Consider the following 17,360-nt stretch of genomic DNA (forward strand, 5'->3'; position numbering starts at 1 on the left):
TTCACAACAACTTACCGCACTCTCACGAATTCGACTGCTGACTCTGCGTGAGAATAGTCTTTTGTCTTTTACCGGATTCGATATCACCGCACCGGTAGCCAGTACGTCAGCTTCACCGCCAGGTAGTGGTCGCCCGGCGCGTCGAGGGTGCCGAGCAGCGAGCCCGGGTTGACGCGGCGGGCGGGGACCAGGTCGTCGGCGCGGTCCTGCTGCCACACCACGAACAGCGTGCTCCCGGGGCGCCACTCCCAGCGCAGCACCGCGTTGCTGCGGAAGCTGCGCAGGTCGAAGTCGTCCACCGTGCGCGACTGGCTCCCCAGCTTCACCGTCTGCGAGGCGCCGCGGTCCACGAAGCGGGTGGTGTCGTCCTCGATGGAGCGCAGCCGGTACGCCCCCGCCGCCGGGAGCTCGCCGAAGTCGTAGAAGCGCCCGCTGGAGGCGAACGGCTCCGCGTACAGCTCCAGCGACAGGTCCGGGGTGAACAGGTAGGTGAGGCGGATCGGCGCCGCGAACTCGCGCCGCTCCACCGCCGAGAACACGTACGTGCGCCCGAACGTCTCCGCCGGGCCGCCCTCGAAGCTGGTGATGAACTGCCGCACCGGCGTCGACCACAGGAAGTTGGGGTCCACCGAGAGCTGCCAGCGCGGCCCCGGGCGCACCGACACGCCGCCCGAGAGCCGCACCGTCGGCGGGCTGAACTCGTTGCGGCCGTAGTAGACGCGCCCGTTCCAGCGCAGCCTCGACGACGGGCTGCTGGTGGTCTGGAAGATCACCGCCCACGACGAGGGCGAGCCCATCAGCGGCCCCCCGCGCGTGAGCTGGTCGCTCTGCGAGCGGGGCACGTAGAAGGTAGTGAAGTAGCTGCGCCAGAAGTTCTTCCAGGTGGCCTCGGCGTCGAAGTAGAGGATGCCGTCGGTGCGCGTGCCGCCGTAGTTCCACTCCGCGTACGGGGTCACGTACAGGTCCAGGCGGCGGAACGGTCCCATCGGCCGCGTCTCGCGCCAGCGCAGCTCGCCGTCCACGCTCACCGCGTCGGCCGTGGAGAGCCGCCCCGCGTCGTTCAGCTCGAAGCCGGGTGAGCGGGCGGTGGCGTAGGTTCTCCAGAGCCAGTGCTTCCCGCTGATCTTCGCCGCGCCCAGGCTGGCCACGTAGCCCGAGAGCGAGGTGCGCGAGGGGTCGAGCGTCACGTAGTCCGCGTCGGGCCGCTGGAAGTAGCGCGCCGAGGAGAGCTGCGCCCGCAGGAGCGCCAGCGAGTCGCCGGCCACGTGGCTGTAGCCCAGCGCGCCGCCCACCTCGTAGGTGCCGCCCTGCAGGCGGAGGTTCCAGTCCACCCCGCCCGCCACCGCGCCGCGGTTCAGCCGCGCCGCCAGCGGCGAGCCCTCCTCCAGGTCGCGCCCCACCAGCGTGAGCGTCGTCCCCACCGTCGAGCGCGCCTTCCCGAACTCCTGCTGCAGGCGCACCACCCCGTACCCCGCGGGCGGCTCCACCACCACGCTGCCGAACGAGTCGGCCTCCGCGTCGAAGGTGCGCGCCCGCTCGCGCCCCGTCACCGCCGCCAGCACGCCCACGGAGAGGCCCGTGGGAAGGCGCCCGGTGAGCTTGGCCGCGCCCAGGATGGTGCTGTCGTCGGGGCGGTCCACGAAGTCGCCGCCCGCCGGCCCGCGCGGCGCCGCGCCGATCCGCCGCGAGTAGAAGTAGTTGGCCCCGCCGCCGGCCAGCAGCTGGCTCCCCTCGGTGAAGAACGGCCGCCGCTCGGCGAAGAAGGTCTCGAACGCCGAGAGGTTCACCTCGGCCGGGTCCGCCTCCACCTGCCCGAAGTCGGGGTTCACGGTGGCGTCGAGCGTCAGGTTCGGCCCCAGCCCCATCTTGAAGTCGGCGCCCACGCGCGCCGTGGCCTCGCGCGGGTCGTGGAACGGGTCCGCCGGGTCCACCCCCGAGCGCAGCGACGCGCCGGCCGCCACGTACGGCATCAGCTCCATCCGCCGTCCGGGGCGCACCCCCTCGATCCCCGTGAGCTCGCCGAAGCGCGACGCCCACGCCGACACGCTCTTGGGGACGACGATCCAGTAGTCGTCCTCCTCCTTGCTGGGGATCCAGCGGCGCACGTTCACCCCCCAGGTCTGCGCGCTCCCGGGGTTGAAGCGCAGCTGGGTGAAGGGGATGCGCAGCTCCGCCGTCCACCCCGCCGAATCGCGGGCCACCTCGGCCTCCCACACCGGCGCGTACGAGTCGTCGACCGACTCGCTGTCGCGCGGGTGGTAGGCGTCCAGGCGCTGCCCCGCCGCGGTGACGCCGAACGAGTAGGCCGTGCGGCGGTCGTGATAGGTGTCGAGCGAGACGCGGATCATCTCGGCCTGCGCGAACTGGTCGCGCCGGCTCACGGGCGCCTGGATCGCCTTCGGGTCGGCGGAATACATCCGCGCGCCCACGTAGAGCGCGTGGTCGTCGTAGACGAAGCGCACCTCGGTGCGCTCCGTGGCCGGGGCGCCCTCGGCCGGCTCCTTCTGCGCGAAGCCGGAGAGCACGGGCGCCGCCGCCCACACCTCGTCGTCCAGCCGCCCGTCGAGCGCGGGGGCGCGCCCCTGCACCCGCACCGCCGCCGCCCGCTTCGCCGCCGCCGAATCGGCCGCCTGTGCCGCCGCCGGCTGCTGCGCCGCGGCGCCGGCCGCCGACAGGGCGGCCAGGAGGAGGGCGGCCGCCGGGCCCGTCACGCGCGCGCTCACGTGGCCACCGTCGCGAGCCAGCGCGCCACCCGCGCCCGCTCGCCGTCGGAGCCGATCCCGTCCATGGCGCGCTCGAACGCCGCGCGGACGCCCTCGCTGCGCAGGCTGCGCTGGGGGACCGAGACCAGCACGCGCGCCCGCTCGCCGTCGGAGGAGATCTCCTCGCTCGCGCGGATCGCCGCCGCCACCACGTCGTCGCGCGCGCCCTCGCGCCGGAGCACCGTCACCAGCACCCGCGCCAGCTCGCCGTCGGAGCTGATCCCGCCCGCCGCGCGGAAGAACGCCTGCCGCACCCGCGCGTCGGCCAGCGGGTTGTCGCGCGCCACGCGCGCCAGGACGTACGCCCGCTCGCCGTCGGAGCGGATGGTGGCCGCCACGCCGAGCAGCGCCGCCAGCTCCGCGGGGCCCGGCGAGGCGCGCTCCAGCACCTGCGCCAGCACGTAGCGCTTCTCGCCGTCGGAGCCGATGGTCCCCGCCGCGTCCAGCAGCGCCGCCACCTCCGCGGGGCCGAGCCGGGTGCGCTCCAGCGCCTGCGCCAGCGTGTAGCGCTTCTCGCCGTCGGAGTCGATCTCGCGGGCCAGGTGGCGGAACACCCGCACCGTCTCGTCGTCGCGCAGCGCCGGCGAGGAGCGCAGCAGCGTCACGTAGTAGTGCCGCTTCCCGCCGTCGCCCTCGATCTGTTCGATCTCGCGCAGCACCCCGTCCACCCCCTGCCGGGCGCGGATGCGGGCCACGCGCCGCTCGGCGCCCACCCCGCTGCTGCGCACGGCCTGCAGGATCATCCGCTCGATCCAGGCGCGGTCGTCGGCGTCGGGCGCGCGCTGCACGCCGTCCTCGAAGTAGAGCCGTCGCACGCCGCCGCGCTCGTCCGGGCGGAACTCCACGCGGCGCTCGGGGCGGCCGCGGACCGCCTCCTCGATCGTGAGCCGCCCGTCCGACGAGATCCGCGCCACGTCACGGTCGTCGTCGGTGAAGTCCACCTCGCCGCGGGCCAGGATCTCCAGCCGCGTCCCGTGGTCGGTGTCCACGCTGCGCCAGGTGCTGGTCGTCTGCGCCGGCGCCGCGCGGCACCCCGCCAGCAGCGCCACCCCCGCCGCCGCGACGGCCCCCGCGACCCTTCTCCACCGCTCGGACATCTGGCTCCTCCCTGGCTCGAATGGTTTCTCAAGTGCTGATATTTCAGCACATCCGCGTACGCGAACGGGCGATTCCAATCCCACGCCCCTAACGCACTAACGCACTAACACACTAACGCACTGGCGGTTCGGGCGTGTCCTCCGCTGCACTCCGCGCCGGGGCTGCGCGCGCGCTCACGTCGCCGCCCGCGCGAACCAGCGGGCCACCCGCGCCCGCTCGCCACCGGAGCCGATGCCGTCCATCGCGCGCTCGAACGCGTCTCGGACGGCCTCGCTGCGCAGGCTGCGCTCGGGGACCGAGACCAGCACGCGCGCCCGCTCGCCGTCGGAGGAGATGTGCTCGCTCGCGCGCACCGCCGCCGCCACCGCGTCGTCGCGGGCGCCGTCGCGCCGCAGCACCGTCAACAGCAGGCGCGCCAGCTCGCTGTCGGACGAGATGCCCTCCGCCTGGTGGAAGAACGCCCGCCGCACGCGCGCGTCGGCCAGCGGGTCGGCGCGCGCCACGCGCACCAGGACGTACGTCCGCTCGCCGTCGGAGCTGATGCCCGCCGCCACGTCGAGCAGCGCCGCCAGCTCCGCGGGGCCCGGGCCGAGCTCCAGGGCCCGCGCCAGCACGTAGCGCTTCTCGCTGTCGGAGCGGATGGTGGCCGCCGCCTCGAGCAGCGCCGCCATCTCCGCGGGGCCGAGCGAGGCGCGCTCCAGCGCCCGCGCCAGCACGTAGCGCTTCTCGCTGTCGGAGTCGATCACGCGGCCGGCGTGGCGGAGGATGCGCGCGGTCTCGTCGGCGCGCAGGCCGGGAGAGCGGAGCAGGGCGGCGTAGTACTGCCGCTTCCCGCCGTCGCCCTCGAGCTGGTCGATCTCGCGCAGCACCCCGTCCACCCCGTTGCGGGCGCGCAGGCGGGCCACGCGGTGCTCGGAGCCGAGCCCGCTTCTGCGCACCACCCCGAGGACCATCTGCTCGATCCAGGCGCGGTCGTCGGCGTCGGGCGTGCGCTGCACGCCGTCCTCGTAGTAGAGGCGCTGCACGCCGCCGCGCGCGTCGGGGCGGAACTCCACGCGGCGGTCGGGGCGTCCCGCGACCGCCTCCTCGATCGAGATCCGCCCGTCGGACGAGAGCCGCGCCACGTCGCGGTCGTCTTCGGTGAAGTCCACCTCGCCGCGCACCTCGATGTCCACCCGCCTGCCGTGGTCGGTGTGGCTGCTGCGCCAGGTGCCGGACTGCGCGGCCGCCCCGCCGCAGCCGACCAGCAGCGCGGCCCCCGCGAACGCGACGGCTCCCGCGATCGTTCTCCACCGCTCGGACATCTGGCTCCTCCCTGGTTCGGATGGTCTTCTCAGTGCCGGTATTCAGCACTTCCGGGCCGACCGGTCGATTCCGTCCTCTTCACGCACTTCGCACTTCGCACTGCGCACCGCGGTTTGGGCGTGTCCCTCCGCTGCGCTCCGGGCCGGGCTGCGCGCGCGGTAAGGCAGCAAACAACGCTGCCTAACCGCGCCGGGCCCCCTCCGCGCCAAACCCCCGGCGCTCCGGGGTCCCGGCCCTCCGGGCGCGCATCCCTCACGCAGGATCTGGTCACGATCGTCCGCGATGCGCGCCGAACCCGTCCCCGCGCTGAGCGAGCCCGCGCAGGCGGGCTTTGCGCAGTTGTTGCCGCGGATTCATCCGCCACCCCCACGCCGGTCCCCGTCATGTCCACCCTCTCCCGAAGTTGGGAGAGGGTTGCCGCTCCAGGGCGGCGGGTGAGGGCCCCCGCGCCGACTCCGTCCACCTGCGGAAAAATCAGCACTTCACCGCCGGGAAAGGGACGGGCGGACCCGTCCCCGTTCCGCATCAGCCGTCGGTGAGCTCGCGGATGATGGCGATCATCCAGTTCTCGCCCTCGGTGTTGAACGGCCGCGCCTCGCCGTCGACGCGGTAGCTGTGGCGCAGCCCGCCGTCCGCATCGGGGGTGATCTCCAGCCGCCTGCTCCGGCCGCGGGCCCTCTCCTCCACCACCAGGCGGCCGCCGCGGCGGATCCGCGTGATGTCCCAGCGCTGGCGCCCGAACTCCACGTTCTTCGCGAAGATGCGCGCCACGCGGCCGTCGTGCTCGGTCACTTCCACCTCCGCGTTCCAGAGGTGCTCCTCGACCGTGCCGTCCACCTGCACCGAGCGCGCGCCGCTCCCGGGCGACGCCGCGGCCTGGCGATCGCCCAGCAGCTCGGCCAGGACGCTGGCGCGCTCGGAGTCGGACGAGATCGCGTTCGCGGCCCGCAGGTACGCCTCGCGCACGCGGGGGCTCAGCACCCGGCGGGCGGCGATGGTGCGCATCACGAGGCCCTGCTCGCTGGACGAGTTCATGTGCGGCACCCCCTCCAGCACCGCCGCCAGCACGTTGTCGCCCGCCACCGGCAGGACCAGGGCGCTCCGGTAGATCTCGCGCTGCTCCGACGCCGAGGGCACGTGCCGCGCCGCGTCCACCACGGCCAGCACCACCGCCTCCGTCAGCCCCGGCCGGCGCAGGACCGTGGTGAACATCTCGCGCTGCTCCCCGGCCGAGGGGATCTCGCGCGCGGCGGCGACCACCGCCTGGATGACGTCGGGCCCGGCCTGGGGGCGCAGCACCACCGCCTTGAGCACCTCGCGCCGCTCTCCCGGCGACGAGATCTCGCGCGCGGCGGCCACCACCGCCGCGAGCACCCCGGGGGTGGCGGTGGCGCACTCGGCCACCGCCTTGAGCACCAGGCGGCGCTCGCCGTCGGAGGGCATCGCGCGCGCGGCCTGCACCACGTCGGGGAGGAGCGCGCCGGGGCAGCCGCCCATCACCGCCATCAGCACGTCGCGCCGCTCGCCCGGCGACGCCATCCCCGACACGGCGGCGAAGAAGGCGCGGCGCACCTCGCCGTCGGAGAGCAGCCGCGAGCGCGCGGCGGCCTTCAGCACCTCGCGCCGCTCGCCGTCGGAGTTGATGCCGCCGGCCACGCGCAGCAGGCTCACCATGTCGTCGCGGCCGACGTCGCCCTGGCGGAGCACGGCCATCAGCACGCTCGCCCGCTCCGACGCCGAGCTGATCCCGCCCGCCGCGCGGATCACCAGCTTGTACGTCCCCGTGTCGTCCTGCACCGCCTGGATCAGCGCCCGCGCGTCGGCGGAGGCCACGCTCTGCTCGCGCGCGACCGTCTCCACCTTCCGCTCGTCGAGCAGCGCCGACCCTGCCGCCGGGACCGCCGCGGACGCCTCCGGCTCCGCCGCTTCCGCCGTCGGGGCGGGGGGCTGGGTCATCCCCTCCAGCACGTCGCCGATGCGGTCGCCCAGGCGGGCCAGCAGCCCGGGCTTTTCCGGCTTCTCCGTCTCCCCGGGCCGCTCCGCCGCCGCGGCCGTCCGCGCCGCCTGCGCCGGGGGCACCACGCGGGCGACCACCGCGCCGGGGTCCGTGACGTCCGGGAGCCGCGGCTCGGCGGCGCGCAGGGCGGCGAGCGGCACCACGGCCACGGCGGCGACCACCAGCGCGGCCAGCCCCAGCCCGCGGCTCACCCCGCCGCGCGGCGTGGCCTGGTCCAGGATCGCCAGCAGGCGCCCCTCGAACTGGCTGCGGCGCGCCATGGCCAGCGCGGCGGCCGGCCCCTCGGACGAGCCCAGCGAGCGGACGATGTCGAGAAGGTGGTCGGCGTAGCTCACCGGGCGGGTGCCCAGCGCCAGCACGGCGTCGTCGCACGCCCGCTCGCGCTCCTCGCGCATCCGGCGGGCGGCCACCCACACCAGCGGGTGGAACCAGAAGAAGGCGAGCGCCAGGTGCGCGATCCACTGCGTGAGCGGGTCCCAGCGGCGGATGTGCGCCAGCTCGTGCGCCAGCACCACCGTGCGCCGCTCGCGGTCCCACGACTCGGCTTCCTGGGGGAGGAGCACCACGGGGTGGAGCACGCCCCACGTCATCGGCACCGACGCGTGCGCCTCGCGCAGGAGGGTGACCATGCGCCCCACGCGCAGCCGCCGCGCCAGCGAGTCGGTGATGTGCACCCACCCCTCGTCGGTGATCTCGGTGGCCCGCCGCTCGATCCAGCGCACGCGCAGCAGCCCGTACGCCAGGCGCACCACCAGCAGCGCCCCGCCCGCCGCCCACAGCGCCAGGAGCGCCATCCGCCAGTCGAACGGCAGCGGCGGCCGCGTGCGGGCCGGGGCCGGCGCGGTGCTCGCGGGCGCGGACACCAGCGGAGCCGCCGGCGACGGGGACGGCACTTCGCGCGCGGCGACGGGGGCGCCGGCCGGCGCGGGCCCGGAAGCGGGCTGCGAGACGGGCGCCGCGGGGTGCGCGGGCGGAGCGGCCGCCGGCGCGGCGGGGAGGGGGCGGAGGAAGGCGGGGAGGGGAAGCGCCTTCCACGCGGGGAGGAGGCGGCCCAGGGCGGGGAGCGCCAGCACGGCGGCGAGCGCCACCACCCACACCAGGTGCCGCGACGCGGCCGGGCGCCGCCGCATGAGCCGCGTGGCGGCCAGCGCGCCCAGCAGGACCACGGTGGCCTTGAGCCCGGCGTCCAGCAGCAGCGCCACGCCGGCCGCGAAGTCGAGATCGGTCCCGCTCATCCTCCCGTCTCCTCGCGCCGCGCGGCGTCGATCAGCTTCGCCAGCCGCTCCAGCTCGGCGCCGGAGGGCTTCTGCTCTTCCAGCAGCGCGTTGATCACCTGCTCGGTGCTGCCGCCGAAGAAGGTGCGCACCAGGTCGCGCAGCGCCGTGCTGCGGGCGCGGACGCGCGGCGTGGTAGGCACGTAGACGTAGCGCTTGCCGTCCATCTCGTGGCGCAGGTGCCCCTTCTCCTCCAGCAGGCGCAGCGCCGCCCGCACCGCCGAGTAGGTGGGGGGATCCGGGAGGTCGTCGAGCACCTCGGCCGCAGTGGCCTTCCCGCGGCGGTAGACGATCTCCATGATCTGGCGCTCGCGGCGGCTCCCTGCGAGGACGGCTTCGCTCATGACGGTGCGACGGTGCGGAGTGAAGGTGCGAGAGCCGGTCTCCCGCGGCGGGGCAAGTGCGGAAAATTCCGCACATGCTGAATATTCAGCAGATGAGGGCGGACGTCAAGAGTTTCGGTTCGGAATGGGGATCGGTTCCCCAGGGCAGGGAGCCGAGACGGGCGGCTGAAGCCGCAGCAACAACCGCGGAAAGCCTCACAAACCCCGTGAGGCTTCAACTGCGACGGCGCCGGAACGGACAGTTGTGTCGGGCTCACGCGCACTCACGCACTCACGCACTGCCGTTTCGGCGTCGAGGAAGCCGGCCACCGCCGCGGCGTACTCGTCGGGCATCGCCAGCGAGGTGGCGTGGCCGGCGCCGTGGAAGGTGCTCACCACGGCGGACGGGTACAGCGCCCGCAGCCTCGCCCGGTCGCGCGCGCGCAGGATGGGATCGTCGGCGGACTCGAGGATCAACACGCGGCCCTCGCGCCTCTCCAGGTCGCCCGGCGCGAGGCGGAACGCGGCCAGGCTCTCCAGCATCCAGTCGTTGTAGCGCGCCAGGGCGGCGCGCGAGACCTGCCGGCGGACGCCGTCGCGCAGCCAGGCGTCCCAGGACGCGGCCTCCGCGGGGCCGGCGCGGCGCACGGGCCGGAGCACCTGGCGCAGGCGCATGCGCAGCAGCGCGTAGAAGACGCGGTCGGGGATCAGCGCCCACAGCCGCGAGCCCAGCCGGATGCGCCGCGCGTCGCCGGGCCGCAGCGCGAAGGTGTGCGAGAGCGCCAGGTGCCGCACGCGCTCCGGGTGCCGCCGCGCCAGGCACTGCGCCACCCAGCCGCCCAGCGATCCGCCCAGCACGTCCACGCGCTCCAGCCCCAGCCGGTCCAGCAGCGCGGCGATCCCGTCGCACAGCGCCGTCATCGCCGGAACGGCGGGGTACGCGAGCGCGATCACCCGCCGCCCCTCGGCCAGCCGGCGGAGCGCGGCGCCCGCCGCGTCCACCATCCCGAGCGCGCCCGGCAGCACAAGCAGCGGCGGACCCGGCCCGTCCCCGCTGTCGGAGAACGTCCACTCGACGCCGTCGATCGTCAGGCGGGAGAGCGAGGAGCGCGGATCGGCTCCAGCGGTGGTCTGCATGGTCGTTTCTTGTATGAAGTGGAACGTAAGCACTATTTTAAACTAGTTTAAACTTGAATTGAGCGCAATCAAAATCTCTCCCTCTCCTCTGCGGACACGCTCCACTCTTGCGTGTCGTTCGAACCGTGATCTATGTAGACAGCCCTTCGAGCATTATCCCTCCTCATCATCTGCAAGGAGAATGGTCATGAAGCCGAGCATGCGCAGACCGACGACCATCGTGGGAGCCGTCGTCCTGGCGCTCGTGGGATCCGCCCTGCTCCTTCCCAGGTCGGGCCTGGGCTCTGCCCCGCCGGAGGGCTCGTCCTCCCAGTTCCAGTTCAAGCGGACGAGCGGACTCTTCTCGCTGCCGCAGAACGCCGTCTCGGTGGACTGGGTGGTCCTCAACGACGGCCCGGTCGCCCAGCAGGTGCGCGTCACCGTGTTCAAGGTCGGCGCCGGCGTGAAGACTTCCCAGGGAGCAGTGGTCGCGACGGTCAATCCCAACAGCTCCTTCCACAACGCCAACGGGGTGGGCGTGGGCAAGCCGTTCACGGTGGGCTTCTACTACGAGGTGGTCGTGGAGAGCACCAACGCCGCCGTCCACCCGAGCGTGCAGGTCTGGTCGAACCAGGCCAACGCCGTGATCCCCGGCACGCTGATCCCGCCGGGCGACTTCGTCCCCCTCATGTAGCACCTGGTCCGCACGGCGCGGAGAACCAACGCAGACTCTGTCGATGCTGCGTGGCTCACCATCCGGCGTTCGATGACCGTTTCGCGCTTACCCGCGGAAGGGCCCGACGTAGGCGCGAAACAGGTATGCCTGGAACATGCACCCGGGGGAGACCGGCACGTAGTAGATGCGGGTGACGTCGTGCATACGGTCCGGCGGTTCGTGCTTTTTCGCGCGCTCTTCCTGGTCCATGACCTCGAAGATGTCGACGCCCTGGAACGCGCCGACCTTCCGGAGCCCGGGCTCGCGCAGGTCGGCCGGGGAGAGCGAGCGCGGCAGGCCGTACCGATGGGCCGGGCGGCCGTTGAGGATGGTGATCACCTCGCGCCGCTCGAACCAGGGCTGCCCCTGGGCGTAGCGCGCCTCCGGCACCACCTGGTGCAACGGCCGCCCCGCGACCAGCGTGTCGCCCGTGCGCGGGTCGATCCATCCGGCGAATTCGCGCAGCTCGTCGCCCACCCCGGCGCAGACGCGCACCTCCTGCGCCCTGGCCGGCGGTCCGACGGGGGCCAGCGGCCGGTCCGGGGCGCAGCCGAGAAGGAGGGACGCGAGGGTGGAGAACGCGAGATGAAGTCGCCTCATAGTCGAACTCCGGTCAAGGCCTGCCAGGATGCCGATCGCCTATGGTTGCTTGTATACCGTACGGCTGGAAGATGCATCCGGGGGAGACCGGCACGTAATAGACGTCGCCTGGGACGCGGTCCCTGAACTCGAAGACGTCGACGCCCTGGTACGTGACCGAGAGGCGCAGCCCCGGGTCCCGCAGGTCGGCCGAAGACAGCGAGCGCAGCATGCCGTACTTGGTGACGCGGCGGTTGCCCACCGTGATCGGCTCGTCGCGCTCGAACCAGCGCTGGCCGGCCGCGTACACGTAATTCGGGATCACCTCGCGCAGCGGCCTGCCCGCGACCAGCGTGTCGCCCGTGCCCGGCTCGATCCACCCCGAGAACTCGCGCAGCTCACCGTCCACCGCAGCGCAGACGCGCACCTCCCGCGCCCTGGCCGGCGGGCCGACGGGTGCCAGCGACCGGTCGGGGGCGCAGGCGGGGAGGAGCAGCGCCAGGGCGAAGAATGTGAGGTGAAGCCGCCGCATCGTCGCCTGCCGGTGAGGAGTGGCCGGATTCCGATCTGCTCCCGCGCTTCACCCGCGGACGGGTCCGACATCGACCTCATTGTAGTACTGCTGGAACAAGCACCCGGCGGAAACCGGCACGTAGTAGCTGCGGGTGATGCCGTGCAGCTCGGCCGGCTGTGGCTCGTTCCTGATGCGGCTCTCCTGGTCCTTCGGCTCGAAGATGTCGACGCCCTGGAAGGTGCCGACGCGCCGGAACCCGGGCTCACGCAGGTCGGACGGGGAGAGCGACCGCGGCAGGCCCCACTGGACGGCCCGACGGGTGTAGGAGGCGCCGGAGACAGGGACGGGCACCGCCTCGCGCCGCTCGAACCAGGGCTGCCCTTGGGCGTAGCGCGCCTCCGGCACCACCTCGCGCAGCGGCTTGCCCGAAACGAGGGTGTCGCCCGTGGCCGGGTCGATCGAGGCTGGCAGCTCGCGCAACTCGTCGCCCACCGTGGCGCAGACGCGCACCTCCTGCGCCCTGGATGGCGGCCCGAAGGGCGCCGGCGGCCGGGCGAGGGCGAGGGCGGGGAGCAGGATTGCGAGCGCCGCGAGCAAAGTCCACCGCATCTGGTTTCCACCTCCGGATGCACGTTCCCGCCGACGGAATGGCCCCACCTACTCTAGCGCCGCCGCAGGTTCGCGTCCAGAAACTCCAGCACCCGCCGCCACGAGTCCTCGCTCGCCAGGGCGGTCCCCTCCGGGGTGCCGCCGGGGGTGATCATGCGGCCGGTGATGGGGTGCGGGCGGCTCCGCCCGACCTCGGAAGTCGCCAGATAGGGGCGGCCGATGGAGTGACCCGCGCCCGGGTAGGACAGGTGCTCCACCGGGTGTCGGAAGCCACGGCGGCGCAGGCGCGCCACCACCCGCTCCGCCATCAGCGCCGACGGCCACAGCAGGTCGTCGCGGCCGGAGACCAGGAGCACCGGGCCGTCGATCCGCTCCACCGGGATCTCCGCGCGCGCCGCGGCGTCCGCGTCGTCGAGCAGGGCCAGGAACTGGTGCACCGCGAGCGGCGCGCAGTCGCGTGCGTCGCGGCATCCGGCGTGGCGCGCGACCGCCGCCGGGCTCGCGCGCCGGTGCATGCCCGGCAGCGCCCGGCCGCCGAGCGTCCAGGCGGGGCTGGTCCAGGCGTCGGTGATCGTGCCGGGCCAGACCACGTGGCTGGGGGCGTACGCGACGACGGCGCGCACCTCCGGGTACGTCGCGCCCAGCAGCAGCGCCAGCTCTCCGCCCCGCGAGGCGCCGAGCACCCCGATGCGCTCCGGGTCGACGGACGGCTGCCCGGCCAGCCAGCGGAGCGCGGTCCCGAAGTACTCCAGGGGGATCTCGGCCAGCCGCTCCGGCAGCCCCTCGGCGGCGAAGTAGCCGAGCGCCAGCACCACGTACCCGCGCGAGGCGAGGCCCCCCGGCGCCGCGCCCGGCGGCGCGATCCCGCCCTGCGAGCCGTTCAGCACGACCACGGCGGGGCGGCGACCCTCGCCCGGAGGGTAGTACGCCGTCCCCACCAGACCTCGCTCGCGCACCGGCTCGACGCGCACGTCCGGCGCGACCGCCCGGCGCCACACGGTGTCGGCCGCCACCACGCGCCCGTCCATCTCGGCGGCGAGCGCCCACGGCTGCGCCGGCGGATGGCGCGCGTCCGGCGTCCTGAGCGCCCCCAGCAGCGGGGCCGCCGCCGAATCGCGCCGCGCCGACCAGAAGAGGCCCATCGCGTGCACGCCCGCGTAGTCGCCCGACACCGGCGCCGCGCGGGCGAGGTCCACGCGCCCCTCGTCGGCGCGGAAGGCGGCGCTCGCCCGCCACCCCCGCGCCGGTCCCTCCCCGGAGAGCCGCACCGTCACCTCGCGCCCGGGCGGGAGGCCGGTGAGCGCGATGCCGACGCTCTCGTCCACCAGCACCGTGTCGGCGGAGAGCTGGAAGCGCGGCTGCGCCCGGCACGGCGCGGCCGCGAGCGCGGCGCAGACGAAGATGAGGAATGGCAGGCGGCGGTCCATGCGGCGACTCCGGGGTGAGCGGCGTCCGCGCCGGGTCCTACCTGATAGGGGATTTACGAACGCGCTACAGAAACGCTGTCATCCTGAGGGCGCACACACCGAAGTCGCGGCTGCGCAAGAGCTTGTGCGCCCGAAGGATCTGCGGGTGGGGACTCGCGCGTCTGCCTGGCTCACGCTCGGACCCGGCCCGCAGATCCTTCGTCGCCGCCGGAGATTCGCCCATTCCGCGAGTCCGGCGCGGCGGCTCCTCAGGATGACAATCCGGGGGATTCGGGTTTGTAACGGGCTTCGCTCAGCGCACCGCCTGCCGCACCTTCTCGGCGAGGGCCAGGTTCATCCCCGGCACGGCGGCGATCTGGTCCACATCGGCCCGGGCCAGGCTCCAGTAGGTGTCGAAGCGCTCCACCACCGCCTGCACGCGCCTGGGTCCCATCCCCTGCACCCGCTCCAGGACAACCGCCAGCCGCTCGCGCTCCAGCTGCAGGCCGATGGCGTCGGCGTCGGAGGTGTCGTGGCCGCGGCCGCGCAGGTGCTCCAGGAAGCCCACCCAGTCGTCGTGGCCCCACCCCTCGGGGCGCGCCGACGCGAAGTCGCGCAGGTCCGCCCGCAGGTCCGCCGTGCGCGCGGCCACGCTGTGCGGCACCTTCCGCTTCGGGGCGCGCTTCGCCGGCGCCAGGGCGCTCCCCACCTTCCCGGCGGCGCCCTTCTCCGCCGCGGCCTTCCGCGCGCGCGGCGAGGTGGCCGCCGCCTTCACCTCCGGCGGGTCGGCCGGGGCGGGGGCGCCCTTCGACTCCGTCGCCTTCGCGCCCGCCCGTGCCCGCGGAGCCTGCGTCTCGTCCGCCGCCTTCGTCTTCGCCATCGCTTCCGTGATCTTCAGGAAAGTGGGTGGTCAGCCGGCATCTCAACGACAGAATATCACACAGAGGACACGGAGGACACAGAGAGATTCGAACGCGTCACGCTGTTTTTCCTCCGTGTTCTCTGTGTCCTCCGTGTGAGATTCAAGCCGTTCCTTCCTCGCGCTTGAGCACCAGGATCCCCAGCGGGGGCAGCGTCAGGCGCACCGAGTCGGCGCGCCGGTGCTCGGGGACGGGCTCGGAGTGCACCAGGCCGAAGTTCCCCAGGTTGCTCCCGCCGTAGACCTCGGCGTCGCTGTTCAGCAGCTCGCGGTACGCCCCCGGCCGCGGCACCCCGATCCGGTAGCCGAAGCGCGGGACCGGCGTGAAGTTGCAGACGAACACCAGCTCCTCGCCCGACTGCGCGCCGCGGCGCACGAAGCTGAGCACGCTCTGCTCCACGTCGCCGAAGTCGATCCAGTCGAAGCCCTCGTAGCTGAAGTCCGTCTCCCAGAACGCCCGCTCGCGCCGGTACACCGCGTTCAGGTCGCGCACCCAGCGCAGCATGCCGGCGTGCAGCGGCTCCTCCAGCAGGTGCCAGTCCAGCGAGCGGCTCTCGCTCCACTCCCGCCGCTGGCCCAGCTCGCCGCCCATGAAGAGCAGCTTCTTCCCCGGGTGGGCCCACATGAAGCCCAGCGCCAGGCGCAGGTTGGCGAACTTGCGCCAGTCGTCGCCCGGCATCTTCTCCAGCAGCGAGCCCTTCAGGTGCACCACCTCGTCGTGCGAGAACGGCAGCACGAAGTGCTCGCTGAAGGCGTACATCAGCGAGAAGGTGATCAGGTTGAAGTGGTACTTGCGGTAGACCGGGTCTTCCTCGATGAAGCGCAGGAAGTCGTTCATCCACCCCATGTTCCACTTGAGGTGGAAGCCCAGCCCGCCCAGGTGCGGCGCCTGGGTGACGCCCGGCCAGGCGGTCGACTCCTCGGCGATCATGAGCGCCCCCGGGTGGCGGTCGCGCACCGTGGCGTTCAGCTGCTGCAGGAAGTGGATCGCCTCCAGGTTCTCGCGCCCGCCGAAGGCGTTGGGCACCCACTGCCCGGCCGGGCGCGAGTAGTCCAGGTAGAGCATCGACGCGACGGCGTCCACCCGCAGGCCGTCGACGTGGAACTCCTCCAGCCAGTACAGCGCGTTGGCCAGCAGGAAGTTGCGCACCTCGTTGCGCCCGAAGTTGAAGATCAGCGTCCCCCAGTCGGGGTGCTCGCCCTGGCGCGGGTCCTCGTGCTCGTAGAGCGCCGTCCCGTCGAAGCGGCGGAGCCCGTGCGCGTCCTTGGGGAAGTGCGCCGGCACCCAGTCCAGGATCACCCCGATCCCCAGCGAGTGCAGGTGGTCGACGAAGAAGCGGAAGTCGTCGGGCGAGCCGTGGCGGCGGGTGGGCGCGTAGTAGCCGGTGACCTGGTACCCCCACGACGGGTCGTACGGGTGCTCCGCCACGGGGAGCAGCTCCACGTGCGTGAACCCCATCTCGGCGACGTACTCGCCGAGCTCGCGCGCCAGCTCGCGGTAGGTGAGCGGCCGGTCCTCCTCCCCGGGAACGCGGCGCCACGACCCCAGGTGCACCTCGTAGACGGCCATCGGCCGCGTGTAGCAGTCCTCCGCGCGCCGCCGGTCCATCCACTCCTGGTCCGTCCACTCGAACTCCCTCAGGTCGTGGACGACCGACGCCGTGGCGGGGCGGTGCTCGGCGGCGAAGCCCACGGGGTCGGCCTTGAGGAAGGTGGCCCCCTGCGGCGTCTGGACCTCGTACTTGTAGACCGCGCCCGCCTGCAGCCCGGGGACGAAGATCTCCCACACCCCCGCGCCCGGGTGCAGCCGCATCGCGTGGCGCCGCCCGTCCCAGCCGTTGAAGTCGCCCACCACGCTCACCCGCCGCGCCGCGGGCGCCCACACCGCGAAGCGCACCCCCGCCACCCCGTCGATCTCGTCGGGGTGCGCGCCCAGCACGTCCCACAGCCTCAGGTGCGTCCCCTCGCCGACCAGGTAGAGGTCGAAGTCCGCCACCGTGGGCGGGAACGCGTAGGGGTCGGCCAGCTCGGTGGCGCTCCCGTCGGCCCAGCGCGCGCGCAGGCGGTAGGGGAAGGCGTGCGCGCCCGGCGGGAGCACCGCCTCGAAGAAGCCGTCGGGGTGCGCCGGCTCCATCGGCGCCTCCTCGCCCGTCTCGGCGTCGACCACCGCCGCGGACGTGGCGCCGGGGAGGAAGGCGCGCACGACCAGCCGTAGCTCGCCGGCCAGGGAGACGCGGTGCATCCCCAGCACGCGGAACACGTCGGGGTGCTCGCCGCGGACGATCTGCCGCACGTCGAACTCGAGGGTCGCTGAAGCCATCACGCTGCCGTCCCGTCCCTGCCCTGGTCTCACCTGATCCGATATCGAGGAAACGCGCGCTCCCGCCTGCGAAGGGCGTGCCGCGCACTTCGCACTCAGCACTTCGCACTGCGGTTTAGGGCGTGTCCCTCCGCTGCGCTCCGGGCCGGGCTGCGCGCGCGGTAGGGCACGATACGACCGTGCCCAACCGCGCCGGGCCACCGCCGCGACGAAACCCCGTGTCGCGGCGGCGTCCCGGCCCTCCGGGCGCGCATCCCTCACGCAACGGCAGGTGACAGGGAACAGGTGACAGGGGACAGCCGGTAACGACCCCCGTGTCCGCACCGAATCCGTGAAGTCCACCCTCTCCCGAAGTTGGGAGAGGGTTGCCGCTCTAAGGCGGCGGGTGAGGGCCTCCCGCCGC

The 17,360-nt window shown here is 73.5% G+C and carries 13 protein-coding genes; 1 reads left to right on the forward strand and 12 read right to left on the reverse strand.

The features are described from left to right. Window positions 1-83: 83 nt before the first annotated feature. From VF746_31885 to VF746_31910, 6 genes are all read right to left on the reverse strand, one after another. On the reverse strand, window positions 84-2,723 hold the full coding sequence (locus VF746_31885; protein ID HEX8697063.1) for a DUF5916 domain-containing protein: 2,640 nt from the start codon (window positions 2,721-2,723) through the stop codon (window positions 84-86). Beyond that, window positions 2,720-3,859 carry a hypothetical protein gene (locus tag VF746_31890; GenBank protein ID HEX8697064.1) on the reverse strand — a complete coding sequence of 380 codons (1,140 nt, stop codon included), beginning with the start codon at window positions 3,857-3,859 and terminating at the stop codon, window positions 2,720-2,722. Before VF746_31890 ends, VF746_31885 begins: the two co-directional genes overlap by 4 nt. Before the next feature lie 174 nt (window positions 3,860-4,033). Beyond that, on the reverse strand, window positions 4,034-5,164 hold the full coding sequence (locus VF746_31895; protein ID HEX8697065.1) for a hypothetical protein: 1,131 nt from the start codon (window positions 5,162-5,164) through the stop codon (window positions 4,034-4,036). Window positions 5,165-5,690: 526 nt separating this feature from the next. Beyond that, the gene (locus VF746_31900) at window positions 5,691-8,417 is read right to left on the reverse strand and encodes a M56 family metallopeptidase (GenBank protein ID HEX8697066.1); all 2,727 of its coding nucleotides are present in this window, start codon (window positions 8,415-8,417) and stop codon (window positions 5,691-5,693) included. Further along, complete coding sequence (locus tag VF746_31905; GenBank protein HEX8697067.1) at window positions 8,414-8,800, reverse strand: BlaI/MecI/CopY family transcriptional regulator; 387 nt, start codon at window positions 8,798-8,800, stop codon at window positions 8,414-8,416. The genes VF746_31900 and VF746_31905 overlap by 4 nt, the downstream gene beginning before the upstream one ends. Before the next feature lie 195 nt (window positions 8,801-8,995). Beyond that, the gene (locus VF746_31910) at window positions 8,996-9,916 is read right to left on the reverse strand and encodes an alpha/beta hydrolase (GenBank protein ID HEX8697068.1); all 921 of its coding nucleotides are present in this window, start codon (window positions 9,914-9,916) and stop codon (window positions 8,996-8,998) included. Window positions 9,917-10,115: 199 nt separating this feature from the next. Between VF746_31910 and VF746_31915 the strand changes: the two genes are divergently transcribed. Continuing rightward, window positions 10,116-10,589 (forward strand): hypothetical protein, encoded by a 474-nt coding sequence (locus tag VF746_31915; GenBank protein ID HEX8697069.1) that lies wholly within the window; start codon window positions 10,116-10,118, stop codon window positions 10,587-10,589. Window positions 10,590-10,676: 87 nt separating this feature from the next. On the opposite strand, the gene VF746_31920 is transcribed toward VF746_31915, so the two are convergent. The 6 genes from VF746_31920 to glgB form a co-directional block, all read right to left on the reverse strand. After that, window positions 10,677-11,210, reverse strand: a complete 534-nt coding sequence (locus VF746_31920; GenBank protein ID HEX8697070.1) for a hypothetical protein — start codon at window positions 11,208-11,210, stop codon at window positions 10,677-10,679. A gap of 13 nt (window positions 11,211-11,223) precedes the next feature. Then, window positions 11,224-11,721 (reverse strand): hypothetical protein, encoded by a 498-nt coding sequence (locus VF746_31925; protein ID HEX8697071.1) that lies wholly within the window; start codon window positions 11,719-11,721, stop codon window positions 11,224-11,226. Between the two features lie 48 nt (window positions 11,722-11,769). Beyond that, a complete protein-coding gene (locus tag VF746_31930; protein HEX8697072.1) occupies window positions 11,770-12,312 on the reverse strand; it encodes a hypothetical protein in 543 nt (180 codons plus the stop codon). Between the two features lie 53 nt (window positions 12,313-12,365). Then, window positions 12,366-13,739 (reverse strand): acyl-CoA thioester hydrolase/BAAT C-terminal domain-containing protein, encoded by a 1,374-nt coding sequence (locus VF746_31935; GenBank protein HEX8697073.1) that lies wholly within the window; start codon window positions 13,737-13,739, stop codon window positions 12,366-12,368. Window positions 13,740-14,031: 292 nt separating this feature from the next. After that, the gene (locus tag VF746_31940) at window positions 14,032-14,598 is read right to left on the reverse strand and encodes a helix-hairpin-helix domain-containing protein (GenBank protein HEX8697074.1); all 567 of its coding nucleotides are present in this window, start codon (window positions 14,596-14,598) and stop codon (window positions 14,032-14,034) included. A gap of 142 nt (window positions 14,599-14,740) precedes the next feature. After that, window positions 14,741-16,957, reverse strand: a complete 2,217-nt coding sequence (gene glgB, locus VF746_31945; protein HEX8697075.1) for a 1,4-alpha-glucan branching protein GlgB — start codon at window positions 16,955-16,957, stop codon at window positions 14,741-14,743. Between the last annotated feature and the right edge of the window lie 403 nt (window positions 16,958-17,360).

This window comes from Longimicrobium sp., from assembly GCA_036389795.1.
GTDB lineage: Bacteria > Gemmatimonadota > Gemmatimonadetes > Longimicrobiales > Longimicrobiaceae > Longimicrobium.

What these genes read in the sequence shown, in the direction of transcription:
- VF746_31900 (HEX8697066.1), bottom strand. Translation starts at nt 8,417, where the DNA reads ATGAGCGGGACCGATCTCGACTTCGCGGCCGGCGTGGCGCTGCTGCTG.
- VF746_31895 (HEX8697065.1), bottom strand. Translation starts at nt 5,164, where the DNA reads ATGTCCGAGCGGTGGAGAACGATCGCGGGAGCCGTCGCGTTCGCGGGG.
- VF746_31920 (HEX8697070.1), bottom strand. Translation starts at nt 11,210, where the DNA reads ATGAGGCGACTTCATCTCGCGTTCTCCACCCTCGCGTCCCTCCTTCTC.
- VF746_31910 (HEX8697068.1), bottom strand. Translation starts at nt 9,916, where the DNA reads ATGCAGACCACCGCTGGAGCCGATCCGCGCTCCTCGCTCTCCCGCCTG.
- VF746_31925 (HEX8697071.1), bottom strand. Translation starts at nt 11,721, where the DNA reads ATGCGGCGGCTTCACCTCACATTCTTCGCCCTGGCGCTGCTCCTCCCC.
- VF746_31905 (HEX8697067.1), bottom strand. Translation starts at nt 8,800, where the DNA reads ATGAGCGAAGCCGTCCTCGCAGGGAGCCGCCGCGAGCGCCAGATCATG.
- VF746_31890 (HEX8697064.1), bottom strand. Translation starts at nt 3,859, where the DNA reads ATGTCCGAGCGGTGGAGAAGGGTCGCGGGGGCCGTCGCGGCGGCGGGG.
- glgB (HEX8697075.1), bottom strand. Translation starts at nt 16,957, where the DNA reads ATGGCTTCAGCGACCCTCGAGTTCGACGTGCGGCAGATCGTCCGCGGC.
- VF746_31930 (HEX8697072.1), bottom strand. Translation starts at nt 12,312, where the DNA reads ATGCGGTGGACTTTGCTCGCGGCGCTCGCAATCCTGCTCCCCGCCCTC.
- VF746_31915 (HEX8697069.1), top strand. Translation starts at nt 10,116, where the DNA reads ATGCGCAGACCGACGACCATCGTGGGAGCCGTCGTCCTGGCGCTCGTG.
- VF746_31940 (HEX8697074.1), bottom strand. Translation starts at nt 14,598, where the DNA reads ATGGCGAAGACGAAGGCGGCGGACGAGACGCAGGCTCCGCGGGCACGG.
- VF746_31935 (HEX8697073.1), bottom strand. Translation starts at nt 13,739, where the DNA reads ATGGACCGCCGCCTGCCATTCCTCATCTTCGTCTGCGCCGCGCTCGCG.